12 protein-coding genes are annotated in these 13,459 nt (G+C 71.1%); 5 read left to right on the plus strand and 7 right to left on the minus strand.

Annotation, left to right across the window (positions count from 1 at the left end; genetic code table 11):
- Window positions 1-16 precede the first annotated feature (16 nt).
- Window positions 17-928 (plus strand): helix-turn-helix transcriptional regulator, encoded by a 912-nt coding sequence (locus tag Q9R08_RS13755; protein WP_308868658.1) that lies wholly within the window; start codon window positions 17-19, stop codon window positions 926-928.
- Window positions 929-950: 22 nt separating this feature from the next.
- Here Q9R08_RS13755 and Q9R08_RS13760 read toward each other — a convergent pair whose 3' ends face one another.
- From Q9R08_RS13760 to Q9R08_RS13775, 4 genes are all read right to left on the minus strand, one after another.
- Window positions 951-1,931, minus strand: a complete 981-nt coding sequence (locus Q9R08_RS13760; RefSeq protein WP_308868659.1) for an aldo/keto reductase — start codon at window positions 1,929-1,931, stop codon at window positions 951-953.
- A gap of 152 nt (window positions 1,932-2,083) precedes the next feature.
- Complete coding sequence (locus Q9R08_RS13765; protein WP_308868660.1) at window positions 2,084-4,708, minus strand: S8 family serine peptidase; 2,625 nt, start codon at window positions 4,706-4,708, stop codon at window positions 2,084-2,086.
- Between the two features lie 178 nt (window positions 4,709-4,886).
- On the minus strand, window positions 4,887-6,548 hold the full coding sequence (locus Q9R08_RS13770; protein ID WP_308868661.1) for an FAD-dependent oxidoreductase: 1,662 nt from the start codon (window positions 6,546-6,548) through the stop codon (window positions 4,887-4,889).
- Window positions 6,545-6,892 carry a UBP-type zinc finger domain-containing protein gene (locus Q9R08_RS13775; RefSeq protein WP_308868662.1) on the minus strand — a complete coding sequence of 116 codons (348 nt, stop codon included), beginning with the start codon at window positions 6,890-6,892 and terminating at the stop codon, window positions 6,545-6,547. The genes Q9R08_RS13770 and Q9R08_RS13775 overlap by 4 nt, the downstream gene beginning before the upstream one ends.
- A gap of 320 nt (window positions 6,893-7,212) precedes the next feature.
- Here Q9R08_RS13775 and Q9R08_RS13780 point away from each other — a divergent pair, with 320 nt between their 5' ends.
- Window positions 7,213-8,208 carry an NADP-dependent oxidoreductase gene (locus tag Q9R08_RS13780; protein ID WP_308868663.1) on the plus strand — a complete coding sequence of 332 codons (996 nt, stop codon included), beginning with the start codon at window positions 7,213-7,215 and terminating at the stop codon, window positions 8,206-8,208.
- 122 nt (window positions 8,209-8,330) lie between these two features.
- On the opposite strand, the gene Q9R08_RS13785 is transcribed toward Q9R08_RS13780, so the two are convergent.
- Together Q9R08_RS13785 and Q9R08_RS13790 are read right to left on the minus strand one after the other, a co-directional pair.
- The gene (locus tag Q9R08_RS13785) at window positions 8,331-9,737 is read right to left on the minus strand and encodes an MFS transporter (RefSeq protein WP_308868664.1); all 1,407 of its coding nucleotides are present in this window, start codon (window positions 9,735-9,737) and stop codon (window positions 8,331-8,333) included.
- A 183-nt stretch (window positions 9,738-9,920) separates the two neighbouring features.
- Window positions 9,921-10,532, minus strand: coding sequence for a TetR/AcrR family transcriptional regulator (locus tag Q9R08_RS13790; RefSeq protein WP_308868665.1), 612 nt, complete (start codon window positions 10,530-10,532; stop codon window positions 9,921-9,923).
- Window positions 10,533-10,690: 158 nt separating this feature from the next.
- On the opposite strand from Q9R08_RS13790, the gene Q9R08_RS13795 reads away from it, so the two are divergent.
- Entirely contained in the window at window positions 10,691-11,281 is a 591-nt protein-coding gene (locus Q9R08_RS13795) for a hypothetical protein (RefSeq protein WP_308868666.1), read from the plus strand.
- The gene (locus Q9R08_RS13800; protein WP_308868667.1) at window positions 11,278-11,859 is read left to right on the plus strand and encodes a GNAT family N-acetyltransferase; all 582 of its coding nucleotides are present in this window, start codon (window positions 11,278-11,280) and stop codon (window positions 11,857-11,859) included. Before Q9R08_RS13795 ends, Q9R08_RS13800 begins: the two co-directional genes overlap by 4 nt.
- Window positions 11,860-11,904: 45 nt before the next feature.
- Here the strand turns inward: Q9R08_RS13800 and Q9R08_RS13805 are convergent, their stop codons facing one another.
- Window positions 11,905-12,393, minus strand: a complete 489-nt coding sequence (locus tag Q9R08_RS13805; RefSeq protein ID WP_308868669.1) for a CinA family protein — start codon at window positions 12,391-12,393, stop codon at window positions 11,905-11,907.
- A gap of 217 nt (window positions 12,394-12,610) precedes the next feature.
- On the opposite strand from Q9R08_RS13805, the gene Q9R08_RS13810 reads away from it, so the two are divergent.
- Window positions 12,611-13,348, plus strand: a complete 738-nt coding sequence (locus Q9R08_RS13810; RefSeq protein ID WP_308868670.1) for a class I SAM-dependent DNA methyltransferase — start codon at window positions 12,611-12,613, stop codon at window positions 13,346-13,348.
- The last annotated feature ends 111 nt before the right edge of the window (window positions 13,349-13,459 follow it).

Genomic DNA, 13,459 nt, shown 5'->3' on the forward strand with positions numbered 1-13,459 from the left:
CGCCTAGCGTGGAGTCATGGCTGACATTCGTGCCGAGGTGAAGGAGTTCCTGAGCTCGCGCCGCGCCCGGCTCACCCCGGAGCAGGCGGGACTGCCCGCGTACGGCGGCAACCGCCGCGTCGCGGGGCTGCGTCGCGAAGAGGTGGCGATGCTTGCCGGCGTCTCGGTGGACTACTACGTGCGCCTCGAGCGCGGCAATCTCGCAGGCGCCTCGGAGGGCGTGCTGGATGCGATCGCCCGCACCCTCCAGCTCGACGAGGCGGAGCGCCAGTACCTGTTCGACCTCGCCCGCGCAGCGGGCCCCGCCCGCAAGCCCGCACGGCGCGCCGCGTCCACCGTGCGCCCCGCCGTCATGCAGGTGCTCGATGCGATCACCGAGGCGCCTGCCTGGGTCCGCAACGGACGGCACGACATCATCGCGGCGAACCTCCTGGCGCGCGCGCTCTACTCCCCCGTGTTCGACGACCCGCGGCGGCCGGTCAACACCACGCGCTTCGCCTACCTCAACCCGGCGGCCCGCGAGTTCTGGCGCGACTACGACCAGATCACCCACGACTCCGCGGCGATGCTGCGGATGGAAGCGGGCCGCAACCCGCATGACCCCGACCTCATCCGGCTCGTCGGAGAACTCTCGACGCAGAGCGAGCTGTTCCGCGAGCGTTGGGCGTCGCGCGACGTGAAGTTCCACCGCAGCGGCCTGAAGCGCCTGCACCATCCGGTGGTCGGCGATCTCGATCTCAACTACGAGTCCATGGACCTGCCCAGCGAACCGGGCCTCGTGCTCAACGTCTACACGGCCCCGATGAACTCGTCGTCCGCCGATGGCCTCAAGCTGCTGGCGTCGTGGGCGGCCACTCAGGCAGCCGAGTTCGCGGCCCATGACGCCACGGCGGCGGAGACGGATGCCGCAGGCGCGGCTGCGCGCTGACCGGCATCCGTCGCCGTGGTCGTCAGAGACCCACCATCGCCATGCCGCCGTCGTCGTAGCGGTTGCCGGCCACGACGGCGGCGAGCGCGTCCAGAGTCGCGATGTCGTCCGCCGACAGCGGCACGGCGGATGCCCCGGCGTTCTCGTCGACGCGCTCGCGTCGGCGGGTTCCTGGGATCGGGACGATGAACGGATGCCGGGACAGCAGCCATGCGAGGGCCACCTGGCCGGGCGTCGCCCCGCGTGCATCGGCGACGTCGCGCACCCCGTCGACGATGGCCTGGTTGGCCCGCAGATTGTCGGGCTGGAAGCGGGGCACCCGGCCGCGGATCTCATCGGCGCCGAACGTGGACTCGGCCGACACGGTGCCTGTCAGGAAGCCCTTGCCCAGCGGACTGAACGGCACGAAGCCGATGCCGAGCTCGACGCACGTCGGCAGCACCTCGGGCTCGGGGTCGCGGGTCCACAGCGAGTACTCGCTCTGCACGGCCGTTACCGGGAACACCGCGTGCGCGCGGCGGATCGTCCCGGCCCCCGCCTCCGAGAGCCCGAAGTGCTTCACCTTCCCCGCCGCGACGAGTTCGCCCACGGCACCCGCGACGTCCTCGATCGGCACGCCCGGGTCGACCCGGTGCTGGTAGAACAGGTCGATCGCCTCGACGCCGAGCCGCTGCAGCGACGCGTCGGCGACGCGGCGGATCTGCTCGGGCCGCGAGTCCGTGCCCTGCATGCTGCCGTCGACGATGTTCCACCCGAACTTGGTGGCCACGACGACCTGGTCGCGGATCGGGGCGATCGCCTCGCCGACGAGCACCTCGTTGTCGTACGGCCCGTAGACCTCGGCGGTGTCGATGAACGAGACGCCGTGCTCGACCGCGTAGCGGAGCACGCCGATCATGTCGTCGCGGTCGCCGGGGTTGGGGCCGTAGCTCATCGACATCCCCATCGCGCCGATGCCGATAGCGGAGACCTCGAGGCCCTGACCGAGCTTCCTGGTGTGCATGGTTCCTCCTCGCGCCCGGGGCGCTCGCTCCCCGCGGCATCCCCATCTCACTCCCGTGGCGGCGCCGACGGGAGACCCCGGCGTGACAGGTACCACCAGACCCCCCGACACACAGGGGGGCCCGGCCGTCCGGCCGGGCCCCGCGTGTCGGCTCACGCGGCCGCGTTGATCGCCTCGAACAGGTTCTTGAACGAGGTGAGCGCGCTCTGCGACGGACTAGCCGCCGTGCGCGCGGCTTCGCCGGCCTGGATCACGGCGCCGACCGTGGAGTCGGCTATGCCGTCGCCGTTCGTGTCGACCGGATCGCTCAGCGCGATCGACCCGTCGGCGACGTTGAGCCACAGCGACAGCAGATGCGCGTCGAACTGGTTCTCGGCGTTCTTCGTCTGCTTCGGCCACAGTGCGGACACCGCTTGCGGAATGGTCGTGAGCGGCACCTTCTCGTCGAACACCGCGCTCAGCACCCGAACGACGGACAGCAGGCACAGCTTCTCCTGCTCCGTGTGCAGCGCACTGCGCTTGTCGCGGTAGTCGGTCTGCCACACGCCCAGCGTTCCGGCATCCGTGCTGGTGCCCAGGATCACGACCTGGACATCGTCGGACGCCGAGCCCCCGTCATCGTCCGACACCTCGACGCCGGTGGTCGCGGCGCACGCGATCGCGTACGTGTGCGGCGCGGCATCCGTCACATCCCGAGGCTGGATGCTCGGACTCGGGTCGCCGTCGACCGCCGGCGGGTTCACCAGGCTCGTGTGAACGGCGGTCGCGCCGTCACCGTACTCCCACGCGAACACCAGGTCGTCACTGCCCGGGTCGGTGCCCCGCGCCTCGAACGCCACCGGGTCGCCGGCGGTGCCGAACACGATGTCCTGCCCGTTCCACGACGTGGTCGGCGGTCCGGTGATCTCGGCCGTCGGGGCGACGTTGGCTACCGTCGCCGTGCCCGCGTCGGAACCCGCCCCGCCGTCGTCGTCGGTCACGGTGAGGGTCACCGGGAACGAGCCGTCGTCACCGTACACGTGCGTCGCCTCGACCGCGGTGCCGCTCACCGTGGCCGCGGTGACAGTGCCGTCGCCCCAGTCCACGCTGGCCGTGTGCGTGTCGTTGACACCCGGATCGGCGAAGTGCGCCGCGAGCGTGACGACGGCGTTCTCGTCGGCGGCGGTCACCGTGTCGACCACGACCGCGGGCGCGACGTTGTCGACGTGCAGCGAGAACGACGTCTGGCCCGTCTCGCCCTTGTCGTCCGTGGCGGTGATGGTCACCGTCTCGTCGGCGGGTCCCTCGGCCGGTGTGTACGACCATGACCACGACGAACCCGAAGGCATCACCGTGCCGATGCTCGCAGTGAGAGCGGTGATGGTGCCGTCGGCATCCGTCGCCGTTCCGGTGTTCGTCGCCTGCGCTCCCTCGTCCACCGTCACCGCGGCGACGTCCGCGGCGACCACAGGGGCCGCGTTCGGCGATTGCAGCGCCGCGAGCAGGTCGAGGCGCGGCGTGGTGTTCGTCGTCGTCCCGGCCGCGTTCGTGGTGTAGGTGATGGGCACGCCCGTCGAGGTGATGTCGGCCAGCAGGTTGGCGATCGGCCGTGACGGATAGGCCGACCGCAGCACGGCCAGCGCTCCGGTCACGAACGGCGTCGACATGGACGTGCCGCTCTTGCTGCCGTACACGTCATCGTCGATCGCGGAGTCGATCGACGATCCCGGCGCCATCACGTCCAGCAGCGCACCGCGGTTGCCCGAGTTCGTCGTCGTGTCGTCGTCGTTCGTGCGACCGACGGTGAACGCCGTAGAGATGCACCCCGGTGCGCCCACCGCGTTGAGGAACGAGTTGTTCCCCGAGGCGATGACGGTCGCGATGCCGGCTGCCAGGTTGCTGTCGATCGCCGCCTTGCGCGTGTCACCGTCGCAGGCCGACGAGTTGTTGCCCCCGCCGAGGCTCATGTTGCTCGCCACGACGTTCCAACCCGGGTTCGCGGCCGCCTGGCCGCGCACCCAGTCGAGTCCCTGGATCTGGTCCGAGACGAACGACAGTACGCAGGGTGCCGGGTTGGGTGCGCAATCGCTCGCGACGTTGACCCGCGTGAACACCTGCACCGCGATGATCTGGGCGCCCGGTGCGACACCGTTGCCCGGAGGCGAACCCCCCGCGTCGTCGGCCGACCTGCCGGCTGCGATGCCCGCGACGTGCGTGCCGTGGTCGCAGATGTTGCCGCCGCCGTTCACACAGGTCGCGTTGTTGTCGCTGTCGATGTCGGCCGAGGTGTCCTCGGTCGTGCCGTCCGGGCAGAGGCTCGCCTCATCGCCGTCGCCGTCGTCGTCCCCGGGGTCGGAGAAGCAGTGCTGGGCGACGATCCGCGATCCGAAGAACGGATGATCGGCATCGATGCCGGAGTCGAGGATCGCCACGGTGGCACCTGCGCCGGTGTAGCCGAGCGCCTGCACGTCGTCGCCGTTCACGACCGGCAGTGTGCTGGCGAGCGCAGGCGGATCGGCGAAGTCCTTCACCACGCCGACGACGTGCGGATTGTTCTTCAGGCCTCGCAGTGCCGGCTCCGGCACCTCCATGATCACGTACGGCATCGTGGCCGTCTTCTTCACATCGGTCGCACCCCCGGCGACTCCTCGCACGACCTCGTCGGCCGACGCCTTGCGGTCGAGCTCGACGATGACGCGCACCCGGTCCGGTGGAGCGGCGTACGCGGGCGGACTGACGGCCACCACCCCGAGCGTCACTGCGCACGCGGCGAGTATGGAGACGATTCTGGACCTCATGATGGTTTCCTCCATCCATCGGCGCGTCCCTTCCGAGCGCACGCCCGGTGGTACCTCCACCACGGGCAAGGAGGGGCCGACGACGGCGGTGATACCCGCCGGCTCGGGTCCAGCGCAGGCCGAACCCACCTGCCGCGGCGGGTCGGGCGAAGCGTCGGCCGGCTGTCGCCGGACCCGCTCAGCGGAAGTCGGCGAGCGCCCGGTGCACCGACGCGACCGCGCTGGAGCCCTCGCCGACAGCGGCGGCGACGCGCTTCATCGACCCGCGGCGCACGTCGCCGGCCGCGAAGATCCGCGGCACGGAGGTCTCGAACGGCAGCGGCTCCCTCCTGAGTCCCTGCCAGCGCTGGAGCGACTGGACCGACACGTCCGTGCCGGTGCGGAGGAACCCGTCGGCATCACGGTCGAGGTCGGCGAGCCAGGACGTGGCGGGCTCGGCGCCGATGAAGCAGAACAGGCCGCGCGCCGCGACATCCCCCACCGAATCGATGCTCACGCGCTCGAGGGCGGAGTCCCCGTCGAGCCCCACGACGCGCGACCCGGTGTGGACGTCGATGCGCGGGTCCTCGAGCAGGCGATCCACGAGGTACGACGACATCCGGGTGCCGAGCTCGGAGCCGCGCACCACGAGGTGCACGGGGCAGCCGTTCGCCGCCAGATACAGCGACGCCTGGCCGGCGGAGTTGGCGCCGCCCACGACGACGACCGGCGACTCGATCACCTGACGCAGCTCGAGCGGTGTCGCCGCGTAGTAGATGCCGGCGCCCTCGAACTCGTTCCACCGCTCCAGATCGAGGGTGCGATAGGCGGCGCCGGAGGTGACGATCACCGTCCGCGTGCGGATGAGGCGCCCGTCGGTCAGAGCGATGTCGATGTCGTCGCCGACGGGTCGGAGGTCGACGGCCTCGCAGGGCGCGTAGACGCGGACCCCGAACTTCAGCGCCTGGAGCGAGGCCTGGCCGATGAGGTCGCCGCCGCTGACTCCGAACGGGAACCCGAGGAAGTTCTCGATCCTCGAGGTCGCCGCCGCCTGCCCACCTGGGGCGACGGCATCCAGCAGCACCGTGTCGAGGCCTTCGGACGCCCCGTAGATCGCCGCGGCCAGACCGGCCGGTCCACCCCCGACGACGACGAGATCGACCACCTCATCGGCGCGCGCCTGATAGCTCAGCCCGAGGCGCTCCGCGACCATGCCCGGCGTCGCCCGCGGCATCGGCTCGCCCTGGATGAAGGCGACGGGGAGGTCGTCGAGCGTGATCCCGTGCTCGGCGAGCACACCGAGCTCGCCGGGGACCAGTTCGACGGCCGTGTGCACGAGGTCCAGCCGCTCCGCGAATCTGCGCAGCGTCAGGAAGTCGCGCGACGACCGCGGGCCGACCAGCTTGAGCGTGAGCGCCGCCGGTCCGCGGCGGAGCATCTCGCGCCGGGCCCACAGCGCGTGCAGGACGATGTCGCAGAGCTCGTCGTCCTCGGCCATGAGCAGGCGCAGGCGCGCCCGGCTGACGCGCAGCATCCGGCCGGCGCGCGACGCGCGAGCCGAAAGGAACGCGCCCTGCCCGTTCAGCAGGCCCAGCTCGCCGACGAAGCTGCGCGGACCCATCGTTCCGACCACCGTCTCGCCGACCCAGCCGAACGCCACACGGACGATCTCGACCTCGCCGGTGTCGACCAGGATCAGGTCGTAGTCGAGATCGCCGGCCTGGAAGAGGTACTCGCCCTCGGCGACCTCCTGCGGCTCGCCGAAGGCGATCAGCCGCTGCCACTGCGCGTCCGACAGCGCCGGCTTCATCATGCGTTCGATCTCGCGCTGCTTCGCCGGTGAGATCTCGTGCGACGTCATCGGTGGATCAGCTCCCGCCAATCGGCGGGCAGCCTGCCCGCCGGGCCGGGCGACGGCTGCGCAGCCGGTCGCGACACGGGCGGCGCGAGGTCGGGCCCGTCCACGTAGTCCCGCGCGGCGTAGTCCCAGAACCAGTCCTCGCCCGGCTCGAAGCTGCGCACGTAGCGATGCCCGCTCGTGCGGAAGTGCGCGGTGGCGTGCTGCGCCGGAGACGTGTCGCAGCATGCGACGTGCCCGCACACGGCGCACCGTCGCAGGTGCACCCACCAGCCGCCGACCGCATCGCAGTCGGCGCAGCCCTCGCCCGAGGGCGGCACCGTGGGGTCGATCTCATCCAGGCTCATCGGGCCTGCCTCTCGTCCGACGCGTTCCATCGGTGCGATGCTAACGCGCCCGGCGGCGCGCACGGCCGAGATCCCGTCAGTCGATGCGGCGGGTGTCTCGCGGAGGTGGGCGTCTCGCGGCGGCGGGCGCCGCCGCCGAGCTTCACGAGCTGCACGAGCGCGTGCCGAGGCGGTGAGGCGACGCGGCTTCCGGTCGCTGCTGCAGACGCGCGAACTGAGCGACGCGACCGACGATTATCGAGTGCACTCATTCTTGAGTATGATCGGTAGCATCGAGGTGCACGGCATGCCTCGCCCACGACGAGGAGCACGACAGAGACATGAAGGCGTTCGCCGTTTCCGCATTCCAGGGCCCGCTCGAGCAGATCGAGGTGCCCGAGCCGCACGTCGGACGTTCCGACGTCCTTGTCAGCGTGCGCGCCGCCGGGGTCAACGTCCTCGATGAGAAGATCCGGCTCGGCGAGTTCCGGCAGATCCTGCCGCACGCGTTTCCGCTCATCCTCGGCCACGATGTCGCGGGAACGGTGATCCGGGTCGGCGCCGACGTACGGGGCCTCAAGCCGGGCGACACGGTCTACGGTCGCCCGGACGACGATCGCATCGGCACGTTCGCCGAGCGCATCGCGGTGAACGAAGCCGACCTCGCGGTCGCTCCCGCCTCGGTCGACATCGTGGCCGCGGCGTCGCTGCCGCTCGTAGCGCTGACGGCGTGGCAGGCGCTGGTCGAGCGCGGTCGGCTCCAACCCGGCCAGAAGGTGCTCATCCACGGAGGCGCCGGCGGCGTCGGATCCATCGCGATCCAGCTCGCCAAGCACCTGGGCGCGACGGTCGCCACCACCGCCGGCCGCGCGAACGCACAGTTCGTGCGCGATCTCGGCGCCGACGCCGTCATCGACCACCGGTCCGAGGACTTCGCGCAGCAGCTCAGCGGCTTCGACCTCGTGCTGGACGGCGTCGGCGGCGAGAACCTCGAGAGGTCGCTGCAGATCCTGAAGCCGGGCGGGCGAGCAATCGGCATCGCGGGCCCACCCGACCCGCAGTTCGGCCGGGAGGCCGGACTCAATCCCCTGGTGCGCCTCGCGATCCGCGGCCTCAGCCGCAAGGTCAGAAGGCAGGCGCGAAAGCTCGGCGTCAGCTACGAGTTCCTGTTCATGCGTGCCAGCGGCGAGCAGCTGCGCGACATCGCCCGACTGGTCGACGACGGGGCGCTGCGGCCCGTGGTGGGCCGCGTGCTGCCCTTCGACCAGACCGCCGAGGCGCTCCGGCTCGTCGCCGCGGGCGGCTCACGTGGGAAGACGGTCGTGCGCGTGCCGTAGCGGCCGGATCGGTCAGCCGGCGAGCCGCGCCTCGAGCCCGGCCGCCGATGTCGTCCGCGCCCTCCTCCCCCGGCCGGTGGCCGAGACGCCCTGATCCCGTCCGCGCCGGGCCGCGGCATCCGTCAGCCCGCCCGCCGCGGCCACAGCAGCGACGCCACACCGGCCAGGAGCGCCACGGCTGCGGCGAACCAGTAGCCCGAGGCGAAGGCGGCGAAGCCGGGAGCCAGGAGCGCCGCCGCCGCCACGCTCGACACGGCGGACACCCCCGCAGCGGCGCCGAACTCGTGGAAGGTGCTCAGCGCGCCGGACGCCACGCCGGCTTCGCCCGGCTCCACCGCCGAGAACATGCTGCCCGCGGCCGCCACGAACACCGCTCCGACGCCGAAGCCCGCGACGCTCGTGCCGACGATCAGCACCGTCATGGAGAAGATCCCCGCCGCCGCTGCGAGTCCTGCAGCGGTGAGAAGCAGCCCGGCGACCGAGACCGTCCGCACGCCCCACCGCGGGATTATGCGTCCGCCGAGGGTGGCGCCGAGGATGGTGCCGGCGGCGACGGGCAGGAACGACAGCCCGGTCTCCAGCGCCGTGAATCCGTGGAGCTGCTGGAGCGAGAACGAGCCCAGGAAGAAGACCGAGATCATCAGGGCGGCCGCGACGAAGATCAGCCCCAGCCCGCGCAGCACCGGTCCTCGCCTCAGCATCGCCGGTTCGATGAGCGGGGCCGCGGCGGTGCGGATCCGCCATGCGAAGAGCCCGTATCCCGCGAGCGCCGCGCAGATCGCGATGAGAGTGGAGGCGCTCAACCAGCCGTCGTCGCCGGCGGCGGCGAGCCCGTACACCGCCGCGCCCGTTGCCGCGGTCACCAGCGCCGCACCGACCGCGTCGAGGCGGCCGCCGGATCCCGGCAGCGGTCGGACCGATCGCACCAGACCGACCAGCAGCAGGATGCCGACGGGGACGTTGACGAAGAACACCCATGGCCACCCCGGCCCGGCGGTCAGCAGGCCGCCGAGGAGCACGCCGATCGCCGCGCCTGCACCGCCGAGGGCAGACCACACGCCGAGGGCACGGGTCAACTCCGCGCCCGCGAATGTGCGCACGATCACCGACAGCGCCGCGGGCGACATCGCAGCGGCACCCACGCCCTGGAGCGCGCGGGCGAGCAGCAGAATCTCGCCGCTGCCCGCGAGTCCCGCGAGCAGCGAGGCGACGACGAACACCGTCAGGCCGGCCAGCACCACGCGACGTGGACCCAGGATGTCGGCGGCCTTGCCGCCGAGCAGCATCAAGCCGCCGAACACCAGTGCGTAGATGCTCGCGACCCACGCGACCGTCGTCCGGTCCAGACCGAGATCGACCTGCATCTGGGGCAATGCGATGGCGACGACCGTGACGTCGACGATCAGCATCAGTTGTGCCACGCCCAGCAGGGCGAGGATGCGCCAGCGGGACGGATCGGCGGTGGGGAGCGCCTTCGCGGCTGCGGGATCTGAAGTGTGCACGACGACGACCTTTCGCAAGTTGAACACCAATGTACGAGTACGATAAACCGTACACGCATGTTCGACAAGAGGCGATGTCGCAGCCGTTGAGGGCGAGCCCTGGCGCTTCGGGTTCCGGGCGCGTGAAACCTGTGTGACCGCGGCAGCCTTCATCCGAGGCGACGCCGAGGCCGGGGCCGAGCCGGGCGACCTCGGCCGGTGAGCCGAGTGTCAGGCGGCGACCGCGGCGAGGATCGTGTCACGCACCAGGGCAGGAGCCTCCTCGGCGGTGATCTCGCCACGATGAACAGCCGCCGACGCCCCGTGCAGAATCGCCTGGATCACGCTGATCTGCCAGTCGATGGGCATGTCGCGGCGCAACTCGCCGGCGTCGCGTCCGCGCTCGAGCAGTGCACGCACCCGGGCCGCGGGTTCGTCGTGGGCACGGCGGATCTGCTCGGGCGGCAGTGCCTGCGAGGCCGCGACGACGACGGCACCGAAACGGTGGGTCAGGTGCCAGGTGGCCTCGAGCAGACGGCCGAGAGCCTCGCGGGGGTCGCCGTCGAGGTCGAGGCTCGCCAGCGCCTCGTCGGTCTGGGCGATCGCGCGGTCCACGACCTCGCGGATGAGCGTCGCGCGAGAGTCGAAGTGACCATAGAGCGTCACTCGCCCGACGTGCGCGGCCTTGGCGATGTCGTTGATGCTCGCGTCGGGGTCGACGGCGAGGAGGCGGGTGGCGGCGGCGACGATCGCCTCGATATTGCGCACGGCATCCGCGCGCTTCGTCCGATCCTGGGAGGACGCACGCGCAGGCTCGGCGACCTTCGTTTCCGCTGCGGCCACGATGCCCTCCTAAACCAGACAGTCATGTGCACTTTAGCCTGCTGGCGCGTCACCCTAGGCTCGTACACCGCGGCGATCGAGGAATCGCTTCCATTAACTCGGACACCAGCGTACAGTTTAATAACTCGCACACCAGTGTTCAAGAAAAGGGGTTGGAGATGGATGCCGTCCTGACGCACGAGTCGCCTCAGCACCCGCTGCCGCACGGACGTGCCGGCACCTGGTGGCAGATCGCATGGCCCATCGCCCTCGCGGTGCTGGTCGCGGCCGCCACGGCATACGGGCTGACGGACGGACGAGCCGTCGCCCCTGTGGTCGCGGCATCCGGTCTCGTCTATCTCGCGGCGGCCGCAACGCAGCGGCGGTGGGCGGCGTGGGTCGCCTTCGGCATCGCGTTCGCTCTCATCACGCTCGACAAGTTCGCAGATCTGGACGCCATGCCGTGGCTGCTCGCGCTCGCCGGAGTGCTCCTCGTCGTCGGGCCGGCCTCGCGCCGCACCCATCCCTGGTGGGCGCTGCCGCTCCAGACCGCGGCGATGCTCGTGCTCGGCGCGACCGCCGTGCTCGCCCTGCAGCTCGATCCGACGGTCGGCGGCCTGCTGGTCGCGGCCGCACTCCTCGGCCACGCCGCGTGGGACATCCAGCACCATCGCACCGGACGGGTCGTCGACCACGCGCTCGCCCGCTTCTGCGCCGTGCTCGACGTCCTCGTCGCGGTCCTCGTCGGCGCCGTCACCCTCACCGCATGACGACCGCAGAGGAGGCGCGCCGACGGGCGCTGCGGATCACCACCGATACCGGAGTGCTGCTGCGCCGGCCGTCCGAAGCCGACGCCGCGGGCGTGTTCGCCGTCCACAGCGACCCTTCCGTGTACCGCTACGACCCGCAGGAGACGCACGCCGACGTCGAACACTCCGCGCGGTTCCTGGAGCCGATGCTCGACCACTGGGCCGAGTACGGGTTCGGGTATTGGGCGGTGCTCCTCCCCGCGGCGGACTGGCCGGAGGGCGTGCCGGGCGCCGAGGCCGAGGACGGCGCGCGGGTGTTCGCCGGCCTCGGCGGCATCCGCAATCACAGGCTGGAGGGTCGGTCGGTGCTCAACGTCTATTACCGCTTCGCCCCGGCCGCGCAGGGGCGCGGGCTGGCGCGCATCGTCGTAGAGCAGTCGCTCGCGCTGGCACCCCTCGTCGCGCCGGGCACGGATGTCGTCGTGCGGACTCGTCCGGCGAACGCTGTCGCACGCCATGTCGCCGAGCGCGCCGGCTTCGTCGACGAAGGTCTGGAACCCGGCACCACCGACATGCAGCTGCTGCGTTACCGCCTCTGACGGCGCGCTCGCCGCGACGATGAGCGGACAGCACGGCGTCGACCGTCAGGACTCCCCGCGCTCGGCGGCATCCATGGCACCTAAGAGGTCGGTGAGCGCAGCAGCGACCGTCGCTTCCAGGACCTCTTCCGGTGTGCCGTCGAAGTCGTACAGCCTGCTGCCGACCTGTCCGTGAACCCACCAGCCGATGTAGACCGTCCCCGGCTCATGGCCTTCCTCGCTGTCTGGTCCGCCCACTCCGGTCGTCGCGACAGCGGCATCCGCGTCCAGCTGCGCCGCCACCCCGGCGGCCATCTCCTCCGCGCATCGAGCGCTCACCACCGGGCCCGGCGACACCCCGAGGACCTTCTGCTTCACCGCCGTCGCGTAAGCGACCACCCCGCCGCGCAGCCACACCGATGCGTCGTCGGCTGCGCCCAGCGCACTCACGAGCAGCCCGCTCGTCAGGGACTCCGCCACCGCGACCGTGAGGTCGCGGTCGCTCGCACACCGAGCCACCTTCTGCGCCAGATTCGCGTTCTTCTCCGCAGTCACGGGCAACAACCTAGCGGGGCCGCGTGCTCCGAATCGTCGGGTTGACAGGGCACGATGACGCCGGTCCGGACGGCGGCGAGCCACACGGACGCGGCCTGTAGATCGAGGCGCTGCGCGATCAGCCGATGGAGCACGCCTCGACTCGTGCACGACATCAACGCCGCTCGCTGGCCTGTCACCCTGACACGGACGCAGAGGTTCGGCTAGCGTCGGGCGAATGGTGAGCAGCGACTACTGGGATGCCGAGGCCGCGCGGGGCTACGACTCCTCTTCTGCGGCCATGTTCGCGCCGGAGGTGCTCGACCCGGCGGTCGACTTCCTCGCGGACCTCGCGGGCCACGGACCGGCTCTCGAATTCGCGATCGGGACCGGCCGGGTTGCGATCCCGCTGGCGGCGCGCGGCATCCGCGTGGCGGGTATCGAGTTGTCGCAGCCGATGGCGGACCAACTGCGGGCGAAGGCATCCGCCGACGACATCCCCGTCACGGTCGGCGACATGGCGACCACCAAGGTCTCGGGAGCCTTCTCGCTCGTCTACCTCGTGTGGAACAGCATCGGCAATCTGCGCACGCAAGACGAGCAGGTGGCGTGCTTCCAGAACGCCGCCGACCATCTCGCGCCGGGTGGACGCTTCGTCATCGAGCTGTGGGTGCCGCCGCTGCGGCGGTTCCCACCCGGCCAGACCGCGGTCCCCTTCGACGTCAGCGACTCTCACCTCGGCTTCGACACGATGGATCTCGTCACCCAGCAGGGCACCTCGCACCACTACAGCCGAGACAGCGACGGCTCGGTCCGGTACGGGGCGAGCAACTTCCGCTTCATCTGGCCCGCAGAGTGCGACCTCATGGCGCGGCTCGCGGGTCTCGTGTTCGAGGAACGATACGAGGATTGGAAGCGCACGCCTTTCACCTCCGACAGCACCAGCCACGTGTCCGTATGGCGTAAACCGGCGTAGCGCTCGCCGCCGGCCGGAGCGCGTGGCGCGCCCCGCCCGACTCGTACCCACGGCACTCTCGAGCTGCCGACGGGTCGCCAGGATCGAGCTGGATGGCGTCCGTCCAGGCCC

Source organism: Microbacterium psychrotolerans (assembly GCF_031085295.1).
Taxonomy (GTDB): Bacteria; Actinomycetota; Actinomycetes; order Actinomycetales; family Microbacteriaceae; genus Microbacterium; species Microbacterium psychrotolerans.